A 23,706-nucleotide genomic window follows, 5' to 3' on the forward strand; every position below is an offset into this window, starting at 1 on the left:
AAAAACAACTTATTGGAAAATTTAAACAGGCTCTTATATCAGAAAAAAAGAATCCCCCTATTTGCCTTACGAAAACTTTACCCAGTTCAATAAAGCAAATAAGGGGGATTCTTTTCAAAGAGGATTTATTGGCAAATCCGATTTATTCTTCCCATACCAAATATGCAGAAACCAACCAATGGTTCAGCTCATCATTACTTACCGGTTGTGCCTCCGGAATATCTACCGTGAAAGTATGTTTACCGGCTTGCAAACCTGTTAAAGGAATTTCTTCGGGGACAACATCCGAACCCGGACACCAGTTAGAGCGAGACAAGTCGGACGAAGCCAATGGTTCTTCTACTTCTTTTGTCTCATATCCCTTCTCACCGATATAAGCCGCCAAGCGTTTGATTAACCATACTCCCGTAGCCGGATTAAAGCGGCGGAACGACGCACAGTCGTCTCTCCACGGCGTGAAGTTATACACTTCTTTCCCATCTACTGAAAGGATGTTGCGGTTCGGTACAAACTCGTCGCCTCCCGAATGTCCTCCATGACCGGTAACGATGTATTTCAAACGTACATTCTTAGCTCCTTCAGGCAGTGTAAATTCGGTAGAAACCGCCTTGCGTGAGAAGATGTCGGGGTAAGACTGCCCCACGTAATATACGGTGTTCATTAACGGTTCTACGTGGCGACGAACCAATTTTTCACAAGCCACCGGAGTTTCTTTGAATTTCAGTTCCATGCTTGCTATGTATCCTTCGGGTGTCCACGTATCAATAAAGATACCTACGTAAGCCTCCCCTTTCAAGGTTGAATACAAATCCGTGATGTCTTGCTGCCATTGTACGCATTTCTCCCATTTAGGAATGTACACCGGACGGCGCTTGCTGGAGAGTGAATCATCGTCTTCACTGTAATGTCCTACCCCGAAAGGAGTCATGAAGCGCATCAGTTCAATGGTAGGCAGGTAGTTCTTTCCCGGAACGATACCAATCATGTTTTCCAGCTTCAAACTGTCGATGGCAGGAAACTTTTCTTTTCCCTGAGCAATATTCAGCAAATTAATGGCAGACTCTTTCGGCAGTACGAAACAAGAACCCGACTTATCCCAACGATCGCCGTTCGACGCTACCGTTACTTTCAGACTCACTGTTACGTCGCGCTGATAATCGGGAACTTGTATTTTCTTTAAAATAATACGTCCGTTTACCAAATGGATAACTCCATCGGCTTCTGCAGCAGCATAACCGCCATATACATCCGGAACGAAACGGACATTTTCCTTATCGAACACGGTTAATGTCAAGTCTCCTTTTGCCGGCAATTCTTTGTGTCCTGCTCCCCATGCGCTCAAAGCCATGAGCAGAGACAAACATATACTTGCTATTCTCATATTATCTTAATCGTCTTTATTTAACCACTTCAAAACCTCTCTTTTCCAGATATGCCTTAAATTTATGCAAGTATTCTTCGTCCGGACCATCGAAGAACGATACACCCGAAGCTCCGTTATTGAAAGCCTCATCCAATGCTTGTTCAAACGTGTTTTTGATATCCGGGAACATTAATCCGGCATAAATCTTGGCTCTTCCATTAATGGTTTCTACACTCTCTTTCACCGAACGTCCAATCCATTCCGGACCTTCGTAATAGAAACCGTTATAAATCATCGGGAAGTAAGCATCGAGCGACCACTGTCCCCAATCTTGGCGCACCATCTTGCGTGCCATAGACGGTCCGGGGAATACGGCAGCCGAAACGCGCTTGCCTTCCGACTTCAAGGTCTGCGTAATCTTGTTTACTACACGGGTTATCGCATCCAGACGGAAGTTTATCCACGACTGGTTCTCCATCGGGTACTTCAATTCCATCGGGTCTTTTCCGGTCTGTTCTTTAAACTTCTGACGGCATACGTCACAATAACAGTAATCGTATTCAGGCAATTCGGACGTTTGTTCGATACCGTAATTTTTCCATAAGCTGACAGGCAATACTACATCCGGGAAACGCACGTAATCAAGATGCACACCGTCTACGTAAGGCAAATTGGCCTCTTTCAAATAATCGGCAGCCAAATATTCGGCAACGCCTTCATGGTTCGGACAAAGGAAACGATAGTAATCCACGTATGCAGGTTTATCATAGCCCGATTCACCTTTACGGTTTACGGCAAACCAGTCAGGATGTGTTTTCAGTACCTCGTGGCGGTTCATCGTCCACTTCCAGTAGTGTGCTTCCAGACCGGCTTCCTTACACATCTTGTACGTATTTTCATCGTAGCCTTCGAACATTACTCCGCTGATACCACATTCTTTCAGCAGTGCGAAATATTTTTTGTAATATTCATCTCCTTTTTCTTTGTTGATGCGCATCCATACCCAGTTCTTTACTTGGCGGGGAGCAATGGTTTCGCGACTGAACCTTCCGGTATTGTCAACCACGTAACGTACTTTCTCTTCGGGAACACTAACCGACATGCGGAACGTATGACCGGTAGCCTCTACCGTGATTTCTGCCCCTGCCGGAAGATCTTTCAGCTCAGCATCTGTAAGGAAGAAGTTCTCTTTTGCACGCAGATAATTTTTCTCTTTCGCATAGTTATCCAACTGTGCATAATACATCGCCCAAAGCAGTTTATACGCAGCCATGTTATAAGGATACTTAAAGGTTTCTGTTCCCTGTCCTACCACTTTGTCTGAAAGGTATAAGAATCCCCATCTGTCGGGCATGTGCATATCTATCTTTCCGGTAGGCATCCATACCCAGTTTTCTTCACGCTGTCCGGGTTTCAGCCACTGCACACGTGAGAAGTTGATGCGCCAGTATTTCCCTGCCTCTATCGGATTGGCAAAATTCACAGCCAATGCTTTGCGGGGAATAGCCATTTCCACCGTCCACTGTTTATCTTTATCTTTCGAGTTGTTCAAAGTACCGTCACGCTGTACAGCCAGTTGGAGTCCCGGACAATCCCATTGAATCATGAAGTTGCCGCCCGCACGGTAAGGTTTGTCAAGCATCAGGTCGAATATCACACCTTTAGCGTTGGTTTCAATCTCAAAGTAGTTCTGTCCGTCGCAGTCCGGGTCAAGAAACACTTCAAAGTCATTGTCGTAATAAATAATCGTATCGCGCTGGCTCAATTTTGCCTTTATGTCATCTTCCTGCAAGGTTGCTCCTACGTAGAGATAATCGTCATCCCACAACATTTTAGCAGAAGTATCATAACACGGTTTGGCAAATCCCTCACCACTGATGTCAACAAACGAGGAAGTAGACTGTGCTTTCTGCCAATCCGTTTCATTCAGTTTGCCGTCTACCTTTATCTTTCCGTTCGTGCGATAGCATACATAGCCCTCTGGAGGAGTCAGCGTACGCTCATACTTTGTGTACAAATTCTGCGCCAGCATCTGTCCGCCCATTGCCAACGCAAACAAACTACATACTAATTGCTTCTTCATAATGTATCTGATATTAATTACTTTCTATTACCTGTCCTGCTCCGCGATATAATTTTACCGGTCCGTCCAGCAATACGGCTACCACCGTTATCTGCGGGTCGAGTACCTGTTCGGGCACGTCGATGTAAAGGTTTCCGGGCACCTCGTTCCAGTAATTCTTGTTATATACTTTATATGACAACATTGCACCGTTACCCACTACCCAAACACGGTTTACCTTGTTCATCAATCCTTTAACTTCAATCGGGCCGTTAGGTTTATACGGCAAGTAGAGATACAAAATATCTCCCGCTTCGTTCAGTGTGGTGTAACCTTGAAAATGTTCCGTGGGGATACCGGCACGAGTGTCGTAAATAGCTTCTTTGTGTTTCTTTGTCCAGCGTCCGAACTCTTTCAATATATTGATTTGCTCTTCAGGAATGGTTCCGTCTTCTTTCGGACCAATGTCGAGCAGCAAGTTTCCTCCCATGCTAAGGCAATCTACAAACGTGCGCAACAAGATATATGGCGATTTATAGTTGGTATCGGTATGTTGATAGCCCCATGAGTCGTTCATCGTCATACACAGCTCCCAGTATTTGTCTTCCGGGCGAACAATGGGTACTCCCTGTTCGGGTGTGGCATAATCACCATATCCCTGAATACGCGAGTTGATAACCACATTTTTGTTATCCGAGCGCAACAAATCTACGATTCCTTTGGCGTTCCATGCCTCGGCTGTTTGTTCCCAGTCGCCATCAAACCAATACAAATCCGGTTTCCAAGTTTTGTTCAATTCCGTTAGCTGCGCCATATTGAAGTCGACGAAGCGTTGCCACCGTACCGAATCATTCTTATAGCGAACCTCCGTGCGCGTCATATTCGGATAATCGGGATGCGACCAGTCGAGCAATGAATAGTAGAAGCCCAATTTCAGTCCCTGTTTGCGAACCTCTTTCGCAAAGGGAGCAATCAAATCTCGCTTGACAGGCGTACACTTCACCGTACTCAATGCACCCGCTTTCGTGTCCCACAAAGCCATTCCGTCATGATGTTTGGTTGTGATAACCGTATAGCGCGCCCCGCTCTCTTTTATCAAGTCCACCCATGCTTTCGGGTCGTATTTCGAAGCGGTAAACCCGTCTTTTTGGCTCATGTATTCATCGTATGGCAGATATTTATTAAAGAAAGACCAACTTTCAGAGACTCCCTTTACCGAATAAATTCCCCAATGGATGAAAATACCCAACTTGGCTTTTGCAAACCACTCCATTTTTTTTTCTTTCTCAACCTCCTGTTGCGTTTTTTCCTGCGCCTGCCCCACAACCGGAGAAAGCGCATAACAAAAAGCGGCAAATAAGGTTATAACCTGTTTCCTTGTCATGTTAATAAAAATTTTTATGATTATAATTACAAATATAATACTATTTAAAGAATTTGACAACAAGATGCGGGAAAGTATAATTAAATTCTATATCTTTAATACACTGGAACTTGTTCTGTATGACGTTAATGTATATATCTTGCGCTATTATTGTATTTTTTCCCGAAATTTTATAGATAAATAATTATTCCAAAGCCGAAGAAATTATTCTCAATAGTTCCTCTTGTGGCTACAATAAATTATGAACGGATAGCCCTCGAATGAACAGCGGGAATATCCTGTATAATATATTCCACCCCACTCATCCCATATATCTGCCCAATTTAAATGATCCATCTCTTCCCAAGAAGGAGCAGATGGAGGCATCGTTTTTTCATGAACGGTCACATTTCCGAAAGCATCCACAAAAATATACTTACAGGGATGTCCCCAGTTTGCGATAAGCGGTATTTCATCTATAAAGAATAGCCATGAATTACGATCCGATGACATTGTCTCTTCTTTACTTATTATTACCGGTGTATTTGCCGGAAGTATATCTTTAGTAGCATAAATGTCTATCTCATTAAAGGGTTTACCATAAGTAAATAATTTCATTTTCACCATTTCGTAAGCTAAATCTCTTGAAATCGGAGATTCTTCAGAATAACTATCATCATCGTCACAAGCCGCAAGACCTAAAAGTGCAAACAAGAATAAAAAGACATGTAAACGTTTCATAGATTTTTCATTATAGGATTAACAAAAGAAGTTTTAAGACAGCTAGACCTATGCCACAAGTAAAAAAAGAACAATCCCCTTGTTTTAAACCTTGATAAGTACAATACAAGGCAAAACAAGGGGATTAGTTTATACAAAATTATTTCTGCTGATAACCCAATGACCACCAAAGCGGAACCATCGTGGTATTAGTACCACCTAACAACTCCAAAGCATGGTTATATTCAACTTCATCAGAAGTTCTCAAAGTCTCCGGATAACGCATACGCTGCGGATAGTATTTCCAATTCTGACCAGATTCCCAAGAGTTCGGTCTCCAATCCGACATGTCTGAACCAGTCATAACACTTTCATTTGCCGTCATATCAAAGAAAGGCAAACCCAAACGACGATGATCAGACCACGCTTCCTGCACTAAATAAGGCATTTGTGCCAAATATTTTTGGGTGATAATCTTTGTCAGTTTATCATTTAAAGCCTTACCATATAATGTTTTTGATGCGACAGGATATTGATACTGGACAGTTTTTTGTTGATTTGTATATCCATCAATATAAGTAGCCTCAAATGAAGAAGGCTCAACAGTATGAGAATATTTTACAGAAGTACCTACTCGGTTATATTCCTCTGAATTCAGATACTCGTTCACATACTCGCTTACACCAAAATATTCAAAACTAGCACGAACACCATCTTCATAAGCCTGCTCATCAGAAATACCTGCTGTATTCCAACCCCGTAAAGCAGCTTCAGCAAGCAAGAAATAAGATTCCCATGCACCATAGAAAACTACACGTCCCAAGCCTGTTTCCCCTCCAGTACAATAATCTCTACCCCATAACGGATAGCAAGAGCGAATACCACTTGCAGTAGTAATAAGTCTATTTTTCGCAAGCATTGATGACCAACTTGAAGATGCTCCGCTAGGAACTCCATTCCATGTATAAGAACCTGAAATCTTAATCATAGAATTACCTTCTTCATCTAATAATTCACCGCCCGCAGCATTTATAGAAGTACCTTTACTGGAAGGATCAATCATATTATCTGCTATCGTATCATTCACTAACCAAAACATTTTTAAAGCACGCGGATCCAAATTTTCAGGAATACCATCCAACCAATATTGTTTCATCGGATCATCGGTATTTCCCACAAAATGTTGGTCATACTTAATGCCCAAATAAGTATTGGGATGGGTATATTTTGCTAAATCAGAACGTTGTTCAGAGACAGATACGCCACCCAAATTAGTCATTAAATTATCCATAGTAGAAGACAAAGCCTGTAAATTCCAAGTACGAGTATAAGGGCTGGTATAATCATCCCATCCGTTGTTTGATGTAAACCATAACATGTCATCCTGACTCTTTATGTAATTTCCATCCTTACAAGCGTCCTCAAATTCTTTCTGCGCATCGGCTACCATATCCGTATTAGTCAGACGCATGGCATAACGCATACGCAAAGAATTTGCTAATTTCTGCCATTTTGTACCCACATATTTATAAGCAGGGTCACAATTTGCTTGGGTTTCTGTTGGACTAACTGATGTATCAATTTTATCAGCTGCATCTTTCAGTTCACTTAAAATAAAAGCATAAGTTTCCTTTTCCGAATTGAATACAGGATTTTCAGCTTGTGCCGAGTTCAACGGATAAGGTCCAAAAGAGTCAGCAAATTGAGCAATGACCATTGCACGCCAAATACGTCCGAACTGTACAATATTATTATAAAAAGCATCTGTTTCTGCCCGCTTTTCAGCTTCAGTAATAGCAGTGGTTGCATAAGTTATCGTACTTGCCAAACAGGGGTAATAGAAGTTAGACATGTAAGCATCATCATATAATCCTACACACAATAGTCCAGCCTCCCCAAAAGCGCGAGCTGCATCTCCCCAATTTAAATAATAAACACGCTCACCTGTACTCGGATCCATCTGAATTTTACCGATAGCACTATTCAGAAAATATTCAGGTAATGTCCATTCCAACGGAGCTTTTGACGGGTCGGAATTTACTTCGTCAAAATCAGAACAAGAGTACAAACCACTCATTCCGATCAACCCTAAACCTATAAAAATTTTATTTATCGTTTTCATCCTATTCTTACATTTAGATCATTAGAAACCAAGGGTTACATTAAACAAATAAGTACGTGATGTAGGAGACGCACCGAATTCAAAACCTGTAGCATTGGTATTTGCTACCATCACAGATTCCGGATCGATACCATTCATATCACTATAAATCATCCATACATTATTTACAGACAAGCCCAATTTTACTTGTTGGAAACAAGTTTTCTTTAACATTTCACGTGGAAAAGTATAATTCAAAGCCACATTACGCAAACGGAAGTTGGTTCCATCATAAATATTTGCTTCCGCAATACCTTGATTACCCGTACCGATACCAGTTCTCCAATATGCTTCTTGAGTAACGGCTGTTGTATTTACTTTATAACCACCATTACCATCAGGAATTACACCGTCAACAACAAACTCTTCACGCTTACCACCCGGAGCCGTCACATCAGCACGACCATTAACCTGCAACATATAGTTTGTATATGAATAAACATCACCACCTATACGTCCATCGATTTGGAAACTGAATGCAAAGTTCTTGTAACTAAAGGTATTGTTCCATCCTAACATACAATCAGCCTGTTGATCTCCAATTTTATAGGGTTGACCATCGGTAGTAGGAAGACCGGCATCATTCAAAATCAATTTACCATAATACGGACTATTCTCATCCTCTACACGCGCAAACTTAGTTCCCCAAATTTCACCATAATTACCTCCTGTAACAGCATATACTTTCAACTCTTCAGCACCACCTAATTCATATTTAGGAATACCCGGACCTAAATCCAAAATCTTATTGTTGTTCTTTGAGAAGTTGATTTGCGTGTCCCAACTGAATGTAGCCGTTTCTACCGGACGCGCGTAAATCATCAATTCCACACCCGTATTCTGAATATTTCCGGCATTAATTATCTTATTTTTGTAACCAGACATTTCATTCATTGGAATCTTCATCAACTGACGTTTTGCATTTGATTTATACCAAGCAAAGTCAAATCCCAAACGGTTATTGAAAAATTTCATTTCCAAACCAGCTTCCCAAGAAGTAATCAACTCACTACGAACAGTCGAATCGTATTTCGTATCACCCGGTTTTGCTGTAGTATTACCAAATGGGTCAGATCCAATTGAATAAGAATCATACAACTGATAGGCATCCATGTCATTACCCACCTGAGCAAATGAAGCGCGTGCCTTAGCATAAGTAATCCATTCCGGCAAAGGTTTGTTAAAACGACTCATCATATCACTGAATACCCATGAAAGAGATACAGAAGGATAGAAGAACGAACGATTTTCTTTTGACAAAGCAGAAGACCAGTCATTACGGAATGTAGCATCCAAAAATACCCATCCATCATAGTTGAAACCAACCGTTCCATACAGTGAGTTAATCTTTTTATGATTATAAGTTTCGGTAACAGAACGGTCTGCATTACTACTGTTATTAATAGTAAATAAGTTGGGGACAGTCAGTTTAGACGCATGATTTTTCAACCCTGAAGACTTTCTTTCCATCAAGTTACCACCGAAAGTAGCATTCACACCTACCTTATCAATGATATTATCTTTCCGGGCAGTGAACAAAAAACTAAAGTTATTTTCATAGAAACGCTGTTCATCTAAAGTATACGAACTATTTCCATTATTTTTCGTACTTGCTCCCGCATAAACTTTCTCTGTAGCTTCTGTAAAATACATATCACTACCTCCACGTATTTCCACATCCAACCAATCGGTTATTTTATATTTCACAGCCGCATTCAGCAAGAAGCGATTACGTGTATCTGCATTCAGACTGTATTTTTCCAACCAATACGGGTTCAATCCGGAAGGAGACCACCAATACATAGTTCCAGCATCTGTAAGCGGATTGCTATAATCGCGTATATCCAAAGATGCAGGCAATTTATAAATTGTCAAGAATGAGTTCGAATCGTTATTACCAATCAAGGGACGGTTCTCTGCACCCGTTTTAATATACTGGATTTTAGCATCGATACTCCAGCGATCATCTTTACCGAATGTAGAAGAAGCACGCAACGTAAAGTTTGTACGATCTAACTCAGCACCCGGTATCTTACTGGCGTCATCCATACGGGTAGCCGATGCGTAAACAGCTGTTTTATCAAATTGTTGCTGGAATGAAACACTTTCCGTAAAGTTTGTACCAGTATTAAAATATGAATCTATATTATCATAATACTGCATAATACGCTTTTGCCCATTGAAAGTATATTCAGTACCCATTTCAGGACCCCAGCTCAAATTACTTTCACCATTATATAATCCACTTTCTCCTTGACCAAATGAACTCTGCAAATCAGGTCTCATGAAAATACTTTCAGCAGAAACGGAAGCCGTAATAGTCAATCCCAAACCTTCACGCTTCGTACCTTTCTTCGTAGTAATCAAGATAACACCGTTACCTGCACGTGAACCGTAAAGAGCAGCAGCCGAAGCACCTTTCAATACAGACATTGACTCGATATCTTCGGGGTTGATATCCGAAAGACCGTTACCCATATCCAACGAAGGGTTATAGAAGTCGGCGTTATCAGAACCCGTAAAGTTATCCATCGGAACACCATCGACTACAATCAACGGCTGGTTCAAACCGGTTACCGAGTTAGCACCACGCAACTGGATTTTAGAAGAACCGCCGGGACCGTTACTTGAACGGATCACCTGTACACCTGAAATTTTACCGGACAGCGCATTTGCCAAGTTCGTTTCACGAGCAGCAACCAGCGATTCACCTTTTACTTCCTGCATGGCGTAACCCAAAGCCTTCTTTTCACGCTTGATACCCAAAGCCGTTACCACCACTTCTTCAAGCACTTCCGTGTCTTCCGACATCTGGATAGTGCCTAAATCTTCCGCAGCCGTCAACTGTTGGTTTTTATAACCGATATAAGAGATTTCGAGCGTTGCGCCTGCCGCCACTTTCAACGAAAACTTACCGTCGATGTCGGTAATCGTACCGTTTGTAGTACCCACTTCGACAACACTTACACCAATCAAAGGTTCGCCTGTAGCATCGACAATCGTACCCTGAGCGGTAATTGTAGCCGCCTGCTGTAAAACAGACACATCCGCTGATTTTTCAGGAGCAGCCCATACAACTCCTCCCGTAGCCATCAGCAACAAAAACATTTGTGAAAACCTACCAATTCTCATAAATTTAACATTTAGTGATTATAATAAATTAAACTTATCTTCTATGTTTTTTGATAAAACGAATAAAAATCAATGCTTTTCAAACTTTTTGAGGGGAAATGTCTTTTTCATATCTTATTTTTTAGGCTAACTTTCATATATCTAACTATTTTTTTAAAACAAAGGTAGTTATATTTTAAAATCTTTATCAATCACGCTGTAAGAAATATTATACTCGTTAAGTATTATTAACAAATGGAATGAATTTTGAATGAACAAAATGAAGAAATCCTGCCTGCTTTCCGTGCCCCGATTCCTGCCCTTGAAAACAGGCAAAAATTCTACCCGAAAGGATGGTCTGTCCTATGGGTAGAAATGGTCAACGCTTCCGCATGGGATGATGAACGCTACCCATAGCGTTTTTTAGGGGCGAAAAATACGTGTCTGAGAGCTTCAGAACAGCTTCTTATTATAGCCGGAATGTCGCTTTTTATTGTCATTAGCTCATAAATCAGCCGTCATGAAAATTTAATAAACCAACTCTTTTACTACATTTGCTCAACCGTTGATTTCCATTATATACATTTATTATATATAAACAAGAAGTGATATGGATACCGTTTATAAAATAGGATTGGATATTGGTTCTACAACCATAAAAGCCGTGGTGCTGTCGGCAAACGGAAAAATAATGTTTTCGGTATACAGACGTCACCATGCCAAAATAAGAGAAAGCCTATCGGCTTTGTTGTCTGAAATACAGCAAAAAACAGGCGATGCGCTTGTCTGCGTCCGGCTTACCGGATCGGTAGGGATGGGAATTGCCGAAAAGTGCGGATTGCCTTTCGTGCAAGAGGTAGTGGCAGCCACACAGTACGTAAAACAGTACTCCGATGCCTGCACCACGATGATCGACATCGGCGGCGAGGATGCCAAAGTGGTGTTTTTCCGCAACGGTACGGCTACTGATTTGCGCATGAACGGAAACTGCGCCGGCGGAACGGGGGCTTTTATCGACCAGATGGCGCTGCTGTTGGGCTTTTCCGTAGAACAGATGAACGAACTTGCCTTGAAAGCAGAACGTATATATCCCATCGCTTCACGCTGCGGCGTGTTCAGCAAAACAGACGTACAAAACCTGATAGCCAAGAACGTAAACCGTGCCGACATTTCGGCATCCATCTTTCATGCCGTGGCGGTACAAGTGGTCGTTACGCTGGCACACGGATGTGAAATCCGTCCGCCCGTACTGTTCTGCGGAGGGCCGCTCACCTTTTTGCCTGCCCTGCGGAAAGCTTTTGCCGATTATCTCCACCTGAACGAAACAGACATCGTCCTGCCCGAAAACAGTCACCTGATTCCGGCATGGGGCACGGCGCTGACAACAGAATATGAAAACACCACTCGCCTATCCGATGTGATACAGACCTTACGCTCCGGCATTCTCTCAGACAAGCAACCGGCAGGTGGCTTAACACCCCTCTTTTCTGATGACAAAGACTACGAAAAATGGAAGGCACGCATCAACCGACACGATTTCATCTGCAAATCCCTCGGCGGCGGTACGGAGACAGTAACATTGGGCATCGATTCGGGCTCGACCACCACCAAAATAGTGGCAATGACTCCTCACGATGAACCGGTATACACTTACTATGCCAACAATAACGGAAACCCGATAGCCGCCGTAGAAAAAGGACTGGAGGAATTAGAGGAAGCCTGCCGGCGATCGGCTACAGACCTCCGCATTACGGGCAGCAGCGTGACAGGCTACGGCGAAGACCTGATAAAGGCCGCTTTCCACCTGAACGAAGGCATCGTAGAAACCATCGCTCACTACGAGGCTGCACGCCACCTGAACAAAGACGTATCGTTTATCCTTGACATCGGCGGGCAAGACATGAAAGCCATGTTCGTGTCCGGCGGCGTTATCAACCGGATAGAAATCAACGAAGCCTGCTCATCGGGTTGCGGCTCTTTCCTCGAAACTTTTGCCCGCTCATTAGGCTATTCGGCACAGGAATTCGGTGCGGAAGCCTGCTGCGGTGTCCATCCGTACGATTTGGGAACACGCTGTACGGTGTTTATGAACTCGAAAGTCAAGCAGGCGATGCGTGAGGGAGCCACGGTATCCGACATCGCAACAGGCCTTTCGTATTCGGTAGTAAAAAACTGCCTGTACAAAGTATTGCGTCTGAAAAACACCGACGAGTTGGGACAGAACATCGTAGTGCAAGGAGGAACGATGAAAAACGACTCGGTGGTACGCGCCTTTGAAAAGCTGACAGGAAGAGAAGTATCGCGCAGCAGTCGACCGGAACTGATGGGTGCCATCGGGTGTGCGCTCCATGCCCGCCGGCACCAATCGGAACCGACCACCCTGACAGAATTGTTAGGACGCGCCTCGTACACCACCCGACAGCGGCAATGCCACGGCTGCGAAAACCAATGCTTCATCACCACCTACACCTTTGCAAACGGAAACCGTTACCATTCGGGCAACCGCTGTGAGAAAGTGTTTACCAACAAAGGAGAAACTCAGCAGGGCATCAATGCCTACGCCCGCAAACTGGAATTGCTGTTCGACCGCTCGTGTGAAATAGAAACTCCGCGTGCCACAATCGGCATTCCGCGCTGTCTGAACATGTACGAAGAATATCCGTTCTGGCACGCGCTGTTCAGCTACTGCAACATCCGGGTTATACTCTCAGCGCCCTCTACATACGCCGGATACGAAGCTAAAGCCGGTCTGGTAATGTCGGACAACATCTGTTTCCCCGCCAAGTTGGTACACAGCCACATCCAAGACCTGATAAGCCGGAAAGTGGAACGGATATTCATGCCTGCCGTAGTATTCGAACACATGGACGGCGGACAGAACAGCTACAACTGCCCCATCGTTACGGGATATGCAGAGGTGGTAAAAAGCGTACAGAACGGCAGCGTCGCCATCGATTCGCCCGCCATTACATTTAAAGACAAACACTTGCTGTTTAAACAGTGTGAAGCCTACTTGAAACAGTTCGGCGTAGACACCTCTACCTGCAAACAGGCATTCCGGAAAGCCGTAACCGCGCAAGAGGATTTCGGCAACGACATGACAGCCTACAACAGACAGATATTGGAGGACAGCCGCAAAAAACACCGCCTTGCCATCCTGCTGGCAGGCCGCCCCTACCACACCGACCCGCTGATACAGCACAAACTGTCGGACATGGCGGCAAGCATGGGTGTCAATATACTTACAGACGATATAGTACGCCACACAGACATCGAAACAAACGACACGTACATTCTTCCGCAATGGGCTTACATAAACCGGATACTGAAAGCCGTGAAATGGGCAGCCATGCAAGACAACGATATCCAATGTATGCAAATGACTTCTTTCGGATGCGGCCCCGATGCTTTCCTTACCGATGAAACCCGCCATCTGATGAAACGGTACGGCAAAACACTGACCCTGTTGAAATTAGACGACATCGACAACATCGGTTCGCTCAAGCTGCGCGTGCGCTCTGCCATCGAAAGCCTGAAACTGAAGGCAGCAGAAAACCGGGAATCCGCCGACGTACAGCCTTTCATCGCTTCGCCCACTTTCAAAGTAGCAGACCGGAAGCGCACGATTTTGGCTCCGTTTTTCACACCGTTTATTTCTCCTCTGATTCCCTCGCTGATGAAATTGGCCGGTTACAAGGCTGAAAACCTGCCGATGAGTGATGCCGTATCGTGTGACTGCGGATTGCAATATGCCAACAACGAGGTGTGTTATCCTGCCACGCTGATAGTGGGCGACATCGTGAAAGCGTTTAAGCATGGCAGATACGACCCGAAACAAACCGCCGTCGCTATGGTGCAGACCGGCGGACAATGTCGCGCATCGAACTATCTGTCGCTGATAAAACGAGCACTGACGGAATCGGGATTCGGGGATGTGCCTGTCATCTCGCTCACATTCGGCAGCAACCTGAAAAATAACCAGCCCGGCTTCCGGATGAACTGGCTGAAGATGCTTCCTGCTGTATTAAATACGCTGTTATACAGCGACTGCATCGCCAAACTATACTACGCAGCGGCAGCTCGTGAAAAGGAAAAAGGCAGCGCAATACGACTGAAAGACATGTACCTGAACGTTGCACAAAGTCTGATAGAACGGAACGCTACCGATGACTTGCTTCCTTATCTGAGCATGGCATCCAAAAGTTTTGCCCAGATTACAGAAAAGCGCGATGTGCCTAAAGTGGGAATCGTAGGAGAGATTTTCCTGAAATTTAACCCGTTTGCCCAAAAGAGCCTCAGCGAATGGTTAGTAAACAGACAGATAGAAGTGGTACCTCCCCTGCTTACCGAATTCTTTCTTCAAGGCTTCGTTAACCAAATCGTAAACCAAGACAGCAAACTAAGCAAACGAACCATTCCGAACTCTTTCGTACGCTGGCTGTACAAGCGGGTATGGGCACGCATGGAAAAATTCAACCAAGCAGGCAGTTCATATCCCTACTTCACGCCGTTTAACGATGTGTTTGATGAAGCAAAAGAAGCCTCTAAAGTCGTATCGCTGACCGCTCAGTTCGGCGAAGGATGGGTACTCCCGGCAGAAATGCTTTCACTGTCACATCAGGGAGTAAAACACGTAATCAGCCTGCAACCTTTCGGATGTATAGCCAACCACATCGTATCGAAAGGCATCGAAAACCGTGTAAGAACGTTATGTCCCGACTTGCAAATACTGTCATTGGATTTCGACAGCGGTGTGAGTGAAGTAAACATAACCAACCGCCTGCTGTTGTTTATCAACAATTTGAAGTAAACAGTTCTTAATAAAACTCCGCAATCAGTCATCGCAGGACGATACAATATCCCAACATAGACTGATTGCGGAGAGAAAAAAATGCAATGCGCTTAGAGCCAGTTCTAATTATGAGGTAAATTCATCCGCCTCTTTTTGAACTCAACTTCGAGACAAAGCCAAATAGAACAGGCTCTTAAAATCCACACGAACTGAATACCAGTTTATAGGACAAAGGTTTCTGAGGAATCTGATATTTGGGAAGCGTATCTACATCGCGTCCACAGCTGGCATTACCTACCCCTCTTACGGCAGCATCTAAATGAAGTACCGTATAAGGACGCGGTTTCAGTTCCCATGTATGATTGGTATTCATCAAATCTTCATCCGTATAACGCAAAGCAGAGAAAGAAACATTTCCTTCCGTACGGATACATATACCTTTCCCCGATGCATTGGTGAGTTTCAGCTCGCGCAGACCTTCCCTGTTTCCCATAGATTGCGGCTTCACATAAGCCCCATCCATCTGTTCCACTGTAGTAGAGTAGCGTCCGATCCGGCAGCCGTCTTTACGGTCTACATAGTTTTCCCACGGACCATACGCATAATAATCTACCCGGTTCAATGTCGGGTTAACGCCGCACACTAAACCACAACGGCGCAGTTGGTCGGTTTGCGGCAAGAAATGCGCTTCCAGTTCCATCGCATTGTCCGGCAAGAACGTATAAGTCAATTCCGTTGTACACAGCGAACCTTTGCGAAGCGTAGTAACCGTTATCCTGCCTTCGGTTTCGGATACTTCGCATGTGCCTGTCGCCTCCAACCCGTTGGCAACCTGAGTGAACTTATCGTTTTCAATCCATCGGTGGTTATCATATACAAAACCTTCATTGGAGCTGATAAACGAAACACCGTTTATAACCAATTCGGTTAACCGTCCCGTAGTGCGCGCAAATACCGCTTTCAGTCCCTTGCTTTCTATAAGCACCTGTTGGTCTGTCTGCTCTACGTTATAAACAGATTTACCTTTCTTACTCTTCTGAACCGCCAAAGGAGCACGTTCCGACAGTAAATACTGATGCCGCGCAACCTCATGTCCGGCGGATGCCCACGGGGTAGTATCCTTCAAACAAACCTCTACATTCAGCAACAATTCCTGTCCCTTCTTCAGGACCTTAGGCAGACTGACACCCTGCAAAGGCAAAGTCAAGCGCAAAGAATCATCGGGGAGCACATCGGTAAGCTGTATGCTATCGGCTGGCAACGAGATGCCATCCAGTACGGCATTCCAACGCAGATAGAAACGGTTCAACGACAAGAAATCATACGTATTATACAAACACAGATTTACCGCCTTCCCTTTATCATCTACCTCGCAATCTCCGAAATGTACATACTGATACACAGCCTTTACCTCCTTCAGCTTAGGAGATTCTTCCCGCGTAGCCGGAATAATGCCGTTGGAACAGAAATTGCCTTGATGCGGGCCGGGGAAATCATATCCGGTATGCAGACGGTAAATTCCCTGCTTTATTTCATGGGGTTCATAGATTGCCTGATCCACCCAGTCCCAAATCGCTCCTCCGATAGTCGAGGTACTTGACTCGATGCTTTCCCAATATTCTTTCAGGTTTCCGATGGCATTTCCCATAGCGTGTGCGTATTCGCATATAAACATGGGTTTATCGAATGAGTTGACGTGTTCATCCATCCACTTCATCCCCGGATACATTTTAGAATACAAATCGCTGAAACGATTCCCTCCAAACGCCTTTCCGTCGCGTGTTCCTTCGTAATGGACAGGACGGTTATCCAATAGCTTCGCTGCATCGTAACATGCCTGAAAGTTACTTCCGCCGCCTGCCTCATTCCCCAAACTCCAGAAAATAACGCTCGGATGGTTACGGTCTCTTAACACCATGCGGTCGATGCGGTCGACAAACGCAGGAATCCATGAAGGCATATCGCTGATGGACTGATTGGCATGGTCCTCCAAATCGGCCTCATCCATCGTATAAAGCCCGTAGTAATCAAACATCGCATACATCTTTGCCGCATTCGGATAATGGGAGGTACGGATGGTATTGATATTGTTCTGCTTCATCAGTAACACGTCTTTCAGCATCGACTCGGTGGTTACAGCGCGTCCGTACAGCGGATGAGTATCGTGGCGGTTTACGCCTTTAAAGAATACACGCTGACCGTTGATATAAACCAACGCACCCCGAATCTCAATATCGCGGAAACCGTACTTGGTAGAGAATGCCATTTCGTCTTTACCACCCTCGCGCTGTACCACACGGACCGTATAAAGATTCGGGGTCTCGGCAGTCCACAATGCCAAATTGTCTAACGGGAAATCCAAACAGACATTACACAACGTGTCTTGCCGGGTGTAGTTTACCACGGTTTCTTTTTCTGCCACTAACTCACCTTGCGGACTGAACAGGCGTACCTGCAACTGCTTTTTCCCCTGACTGCCGTCACGGTTATCCAAAGACAGACGTACCTGCATGGTTCCCTTGCGGTAATCCGCCAGCCTGTCTAACTGCGAGGTTATATAATGGTCGCGCACGGCTACCATCGGGGTATTATAAAGATACACATCGCGGAAGATACCGCTCATGCGAAACATGTCCTGACATTCCAGATAAGAGCCGTCGCTCCAGCGGAACACCTGCACCGCCAACCGGTTTCGCCCTTCCTTCAGATAGGGAGTCAAATCAAATTCCGCCACATTGTTCGAACCTTGAGAATAGCCTACGTACCTGCCGTTCAGGTATACCAAAGCTGCGCTATAAATGCCACCGAAATGAATGAAAGTACGTTTATTCTTCCATCCCTGCGGCAAATCGAAGAAGCGGACATACGAACCTACCGGATTAATGCCGTAATTCTTTCCCCCGTCATTGAATCCCGGACGAGCCTCGATATAGGGAGGAACATTGGCGTGAGGATATTCCACATTGGCGTAAATGGGACGGTCGTATCCCTGCATTTCCCAGTTTGAAGGAACAGGAATCGTTTCCCAAGCCGAAACATCGTAATCTTCTTTATAAAAGTCAAGCGGACGCTGCGAAGGTTCCGGAACAAAATGGAAATACCAGTCGCCATTGAGCAAACAATAATTCTTGCTGCGACTTTCTACCCACGGCGTACGATAAAAAGCGGTATCGGTCAGCATGGCCTGCTCGTCAGGATAGGGCAAATACGTAGCGTGTCCCTTCTCTTTATTTTCTTCGAAGCGGGTTTCGTCTTCCCAATATACTTTGGGACGGTTTGCCAGATTATCACGCATCCCCGCCGGCAACTTCATGCCACTTGCCTTGATGAAAAACAACGCTTCGGGCATATTTTCTGCCTGCTTTTTAGGCAACAGCGTCAATGCTCCCTGCGGGTTACACACAAGCATCAATTCCGGCGTATTGGTGGGAATAATCAGAACGGCATCCCCTTTTTGTTTTACCGTCCATAGTTGCGATTCATCCGAACCGTTGTTATCCGTTACACCCAACACATTGTCAACACGAGCATACAACGCCTTGTTCTCAAAAAGATTGATGAAACGGAAACTTCCCGAAAGTTCTGTAACACTCCACTGCTGCCATTTGTCGTGGCCATGCACTGCAGCCAAAGCAGGCAGTGCCTTCCCGCTCTCCATAGTAAGGACTTTTTCAGGATACTGTTTCGGAGAAATATGATAAAGTTCGTCTTTTGAAAAGCTCACTTGGGCATAGATACCTTGTAAACTACCAATCAACAACGTTATCAAAAAAAACTTCAAATTACGTGTCATGTTTATTTCATTTTTAAAGTTGATAAAAGTCTTATAATGAGGTATGAAAATTCTACCCGATAAACCGGTAAGCCTTCCGAATAGAACCGTGATACTTATCCGCATGAAATGAGTAAAACTAACGGTAGCGTTTCAATGGGGCGAATCGGAAGAGCCAACCTGTTATTAATCAATACAAAGGGAGTCCGTAACGGCCGTCTACAATTTCTTCCAACAGTTCTTCCATCCGCGCTTTCACCCCGACCTCTTTTTCCGCAAGATTCATTATCTCCGACGGGTCTTTCTCCAAATCATAGAGCTGCGCATCGGAACTGTTTCCAGTTTCTATATTTACGCTCCGGATATAAGCCTCTCCCCTGCCCGGACGAAGGTATTTCCATTTGCCCATCAGCAGAGCCAAATTATTCTGCGCATTCTGAACCACCAAAGCGTTACGTCCTTCTTTCTCCTTGCCTGTCCAAGCCTCCCAATGCGCCTCACTATCCGGAGCCGCGCCCTCGGGCAACCGAACTCCAATCACTTCCGCCAAAGAAGCCATCCAATCAATCTGACACAACAGCGCATCCGATACTTGTCCTTGCTTGATTCTCCCCTTCCAACTCAGCACGCAAGGAACCCGCGTACCAGCTTCGAACAAGCTGTATTTACCACCGCGATAGATTCCGGAGGGTTTATGATTACCAAGTAACTCTACAGCCTCATCTTTATAACCGTCGTCTACCACCGGACCATTGTCACTGGAAAGAATTACAATCGTGTTCTTATCTAAGCCCAACCGTTTTAAAGCATCCAGAATTTGTCCGACCGACCAATCGAACTGCAACAGGCAATCTCCGCGAGGTCCCATGCCACTCTTTCCCACGAAACGAGCATCGGGCACACGAGGAACGTGGGCATCCTGCGTAGCAAAATACAAAAAGAACGGACGGTCTTGATGCGACTCCAAGAATCCCACCGCCTTTTCAGTCAAGGTCTCTGCTATTTTCTCATCTTTCCACAAAGCCTTCTTTCCACCTTTCATATACCCAATGCGAGAAATACCATTTATAATACTCTGATTATGCCCGTGAGAAGGATGCATCCTTAACAGTTCCGGATTATCCTTCCCCGTAGGTTCTCCGGGGAAATTATGCTTATAACTCACCTGAATAGGGTCTGACGGGTCGAGATTCTCAACCATGTCATTATGAACAAACACACAAGGGACACGGTCGCCCGTAGCAGCCATAATAAAAGAATAATCGAATCCGAGGTCGCGGACACCCGGCGTAATCACTTGATTCCAATCCTGCGTACCCTGCTTGTCCCCCAATCCCAAATGCCACTTACCGACAACTCCGGTTTCATAACCGGCATCCTTAAACATATCTGCCATCGTATAACGCTCCGGACGAATGATAAGCCCAGCATCGCCATCGGCAATCCCCGTCCCCTGCCGACGCCATGCGTACTCTCCTGTCAGCATGGCATAACGCGAAGGAGTGCTTGTAGCCGCAGCAGCATGTACATTAGTAAATCGGATACCACTTTCCGCCAGACGCTCTACATTAGGCGTGTGAATCGTACGACTACCGTTACAGCTCAAATCTCCATAGCCGATATCATCCGCATAAATAAACACCACATTCGGTTTCTCACGAGTTGCTTCACTCACTTGTGCTCTACCGGTCACAGTCAGCAACAACAAAGGACAGAGGACATAAGTTTTTTTCATAAATATCTTAATTCAATTAAGATTAACACTACTATTTTAGAACCTGTTTAAATTTTCCGACGCAAGTATTTTTATCCGCCCCTTTTTGAGTTTGTTTCCGGTCTGTTTTCCCGTTTTCACTCGTCAGATAGCCCGCTATCATCCTCGTAAAAACGAAAAAACATCCTCGAAAACAATTCTCAAACTGAGGCAGAGCAAAATTTAAACAGGTTCTTACTGCAAAAATGCAAATTTTTCATGATTATCTTATTCCATGAATGAGTAAAAATACTCTATTTATCGCAATTTCGTTAAAATCTGAGATGTTCAGCTTTCTGCTTATTTCCGACAAAGCAATGAAAACACAAGGTATAAGGGCATAAAAAAATCCGTGCAACTCTGTGAGCTACACGGATTTTTTCTATATTTTAGTTAGGATTATTTGACTTCCTCTAATGTGCTACTGATTGATAGTCAGATATTTGTATAAACCATGGTACAAATATGGTAATCTTATTTCATAAATATCCATAGAAATAAAAAACCGGGATAAAAGCAATGTAAATAATTAAATATCAGATATTTAATCTGATGGGGCTATTATTTTTATTTTGTTTTATTTATGTCAACACATTATTTATCCCAATAAATAAACAACCTCTTAGCCTCACTATCTTTTTTGTGAAGGATAAAACATGTTTCATAAACAACGATAAACAATTAACCTAGTTTGATTAGGTGATAAATTCCTTTCATTTGTTTTCACTTGTTCTTCATTCTTTGCAGTTATTTGGTACTTATCTTATTGCAAGAAGATGATTATTAATTATGAGGGATAAAAATCTTTCGTTTTTTATTGGAAACTATAATCTCTTTGTGATAGCAATAAGAAACGATAAAGATGAGTTTATAAACAATATGTATTAATATCGAAACAGACGAATGGTTGGAATTAATCGTATTCAGCAATTATATAATCATGCTCAATATAAATTTGTGGAGTTCCGCTAGCATGTAATTTAATAAAAGGATCGCGCGAAGAGCGTGACATTAATAGACAGATACTTAGAGTTTTTCAATTATATAATTGTGATAAATCATTCACAAATTATTGGCACTAATTCGAAATAGTGCCGATAATTTGTTGTATTTACGACATAACGGATATGATATGAGTAACGAAACAAAATCACCCATACTTAATTTTGCCGAAAAGCATCATGGCTTTAATATAGATGATTTGTTTGAGAGTCTTAGCAAGAGTATGAACATCAACAGCCGTCTTTTCAGATATTCTAGCAGAAGAAAAATCAAAGATGAATTATTTTCTATACTGAATAATTTGAATTTGATATAATAAAAAAGAATGTTTTACGAAAGAATTGATTGATCAAGTATGTACTGAACTGCATAAATACTCTCATGTGCGCGCCTATATATTAACCAGTTTAATTTATTATCTATATATAAAGGAAATAAACCAAACTAAACTGCTTTTTAAGTAACTCCAAAAGCGAAAAACGATATTGTATCATATATTCAATGCACATACAGGCAGACATATTATAGATAAATAAATGAAGTTATAACAAATACGAAACAACATAGTTCTTGTGTTGTTTTCTTGTGGCGTTTTCCTTATTCTTGTGGCGTTTTCCTTATTCTTGTGGTGTTTTTCTTATGGTGTTTCTGCTAAAGGAAATACCAAGCAATCTATACCAAATTCCTATATTACAAAGGAAACCTGTCGATGATACTTTCATACGAACAAAATTAAATTCCTGCTTTTTTATAATATCCAACTTTCTTACTTATCAATGTAGAAGATTTTGCATAAAAAGACTATCCTCGTAACCTGATGAATTATTGTTTGCTCAAAATCCAAAGGTAATTTCACATCCTATCTTTCGAAAGACTCTCAACCTTCCAATCGTTCAGAAATCTCATAGCTAGTACATCAATTTATGGATAACGGTTCTAAGTGCATTTTTGTTCAAGCAGGTTTATCTAGTCTATAAAGAAGATGAGATATTTGGGATGGGTATCTTATTCGTTTTAGTCATCATGGGTATATAAAAATAAAAAGCTCACCCTGAGCGCGCTGTTCTTACGGGAAGCGGGGTAAGCATGTTGCTACAAATTTAATACATTATTTTCTGCCTGACAAAACATTCATCTGTTTTTCTCTTTTTTCTATATCGTATATACCTTTTTATGTTATAAATAAAACTCTTTTATCTTAGTTTCATTATTCAGCCTTTCTAATTTAGGCTAAGCTTTTTTGTTGCATAAATACCCATCCGCCGCAATTCGGATAATACTGGTTTACAGTTTTTATTATTCTAAGATTATTACGAATATACAAACAAAATTTTAAATCTATTTTTCAGATAGTCCCCGAAGGTACTTAGACTACTGTTTTTATGTTTACGATATTATTACTGTTCAAAACTCATGAACAGATATTAATCATGAACAATATATTATATTGAAACTCTAAATTTATATAAAAACATGTATTAATCTAAGAGTATCCTAGTTAAAGATAAAAACTAATATAGGAAATCCCTAAAGTATTTGTATACAATTCATTGTAAATATGTACACTATTAAATTATCACTAAGAATAAAGTTGGATTTGGAAAAAG

At 43.1% G+C, this 23,706-nt stretch carries 10 protein-coding genes; 2 read left to right on the forward strand and 8 right to left on the reverse strand.

What is annotated here, in order from left to right:
* Positions 1-142 precede the first annotated feature (142 nt).
* The 6 genes from M3085_RS12910 to M3085_RS12935 form a co-directional block, all read right to left on the reverse strand.
* Positions 143-1,381, reverse strand: coding sequence for a PNGase F N-terminal domain-containing protein (locus tag M3085_RS12910; RefSeq protein WP_191709933.1), 1,239 nt, complete (start codon positions 1,379-1,381; stop codon positions 143-145).
* A 16-nt stretch (positions 1,382-1,397) separates the two neighbouring features.
* Positions 1,398-3,407 carry a sugar-binding protein gene (locus M3085_RS12915; protein WP_410554748.1) on the reverse strand — a complete coding sequence of 670 codons (2,010 nt, stop codon included), beginning with the start codon at positions 3,405-3,407 and terminating at the stop codon, positions 1,398-1,400.
* 52 nt (positions 3,408-3,459) lie between these two features.
* Positions 3,460-4,809, reverse strand: coding sequence for an alpha-L-fucosidase (locus M3085_RS12920; protein ID WP_249053212.1), 1,350 nt, complete (start codon positions 4,807-4,809; stop codon positions 3,460-3,462).
* Positions 4,810-5,019: 210 nt separating this feature from the next.
* Complete coding sequence (locus M3085_RS12925; protein WP_249053213.1) at positions 5,020-5,529, reverse strand: hypothetical protein; 510 nt, start codon at positions 5,527-5,529, stop codon at positions 5,020-5,022.
* 139 nt (positions 5,530-5,668) lie between these two features.
* Positions 5,669-7,630, reverse strand: a complete 1,962-nt coding sequence (locus M3085_RS12930) for a SusD/RagB family nutrient-binding outer membrane lipoprotein (RefSeq protein WP_204501347.1) — start codon at positions 7,628-7,630, stop codon at positions 5,669-5,671.
* A 21-nt stretch (positions 7,631-7,651) separates the two neighbouring features.
* On the reverse strand, positions 7,652-10,801 hold the full coding sequence (locus M3085_RS12935) for a SusC/RagA family TonB-linked outer membrane protein (RefSeq protein ID WP_410554743.1): 3,150 nt from the start codon (positions 10,799-10,801) through the stop codon (positions 7,652-7,654).
* 246 nt (positions 10,802-11,047) lie between these two features.
* Between M3085_RS12935 and M3085_RS12940 the strand changes: the two genes are divergently transcribed.
* Together M3085_RS12940 and M3085_RS12945 are read left to right on the forward strand one after the other, a co-directional pair.
* Entirely contained in the window at positions 11,048-11,197 is a 150-nt protein-coding gene (locus M3085_RS12940) for a hypothetical protein (protein ID WP_249053214.1), read from the forward strand.
* 193 nt (positions 11,198-11,390) lie between these two features.
* A complete protein-coding gene (locus tag M3085_RS12945) occupies positions 11,391-15,590 on the forward strand; it encodes an acyl-CoA dehydratase activase (RefSeq protein ID WP_249053215.1) in 4,200 nt (1,399 codons plus the stop codon).
* A gap of 175 nt (positions 15,591-15,765) precedes the next feature.
* On the opposite strand, the gene M3085_RS12950 is transcribed toward M3085_RS12945, so the two are convergent.
* Positions 15,766-19,365: a glycoside hydrolase family 2 TIM barrel-domain containing protein gene (locus M3085_RS12950; protein WP_249053216.1), complete on the reverse strand. Its 3,600-nt coding sequence runs from the start codon at positions 19,363-19,365 to the stop codon at positions 15,766-15,768.
* Positions 19,366-19,534: 169 nt separating this feature from the next.
* Positions 19,535-21,079 carry a sulfatase family protein gene (locus M3085_RS12955; RefSeq protein ID WP_249053217.1) on the reverse strand — a complete coding sequence of 515 codons (1,545 nt, stop codon included), beginning with the start codon at positions 21,077-21,079 and terminating at the stop codon, positions 19,535-19,537.
* Positions 21,080-23,706 lie beyond the last annotated feature (2,627 nt).

Source organism: Bacteroides caecicola, assembly GCF_023337095.1.
Taxonomy (GTDB): domain Bacteria; phylum Bacteroidota; class Bacteroidia; order Bacteroidales; family Bacteroidaceae; genus Phocaeicola; species Phocaeicola gallinarum.

Bases quoted from the DNA above. Each gene is read 5' to 3' on its own strand.
- M3085_RS12910 (WP_191709933.1), bottom strand. From the start codon at position 1,381: ATGAGAATAGCAAGTATATGTTTGTCTCTGCTCATGGCTTTGAGCGCA.
- M3085_RS12915 (WP_410554748.1), bottom strand. From the start codon at position 3,407: ATGGGCGGACAGATGCTGGCGCAGAATTTGTACACAAAGTATGAGCGT.
- M3085_RS12920 (WP_249053212.1), bottom strand. From the start codon at position 4,809: ATGACAAGGAAACAGGTTATAACCTTATTTGCCGCTTTTTGTTATGCG.
- M3085_RS12925 (WP_249053213.1), bottom strand. From the start codon at position 5,529: ATGAAACGTTTACATGTCTTTTTATTCTTGTTTGCACTTTTAGGTCTT.
- M3085_RS12930 (WP_204501347.1), bottom strand. From the start codon at position 7,630: ATGAAAACGATAAATAAAATTTTTATAGGTTTAGGGTTGATCGGAATG.
- M3085_RS12935 (WP_410554743.1), bottom strand. From the start codon at position 10,801: ATGAGAATTGGTAGGTTTTCACAAATGTTTTTGTTGCTGATGGCTACG.
- M3085_RS12945 (WP_249053215.1), top strand. From the start codon at position 11,391: ATGGATACCGTTTATAAAATAGGATTGGATATTGGTTCTACAACCATA.
- M3085_RS12950 (WP_249053216.1), bottom strand. From the start codon at position 19,365: ATGACACGTAATTTGAAGTTTTTTTTGATAACGTTGTTGATTGGTAGT.
- M3085_RS12955 (WP_249053217.1), bottom strand. From the start codon at position 21,079: ATGAAAAAAACTTATGTCCTCTGTCCTTTGTTGTTGCTGACTGTGACC.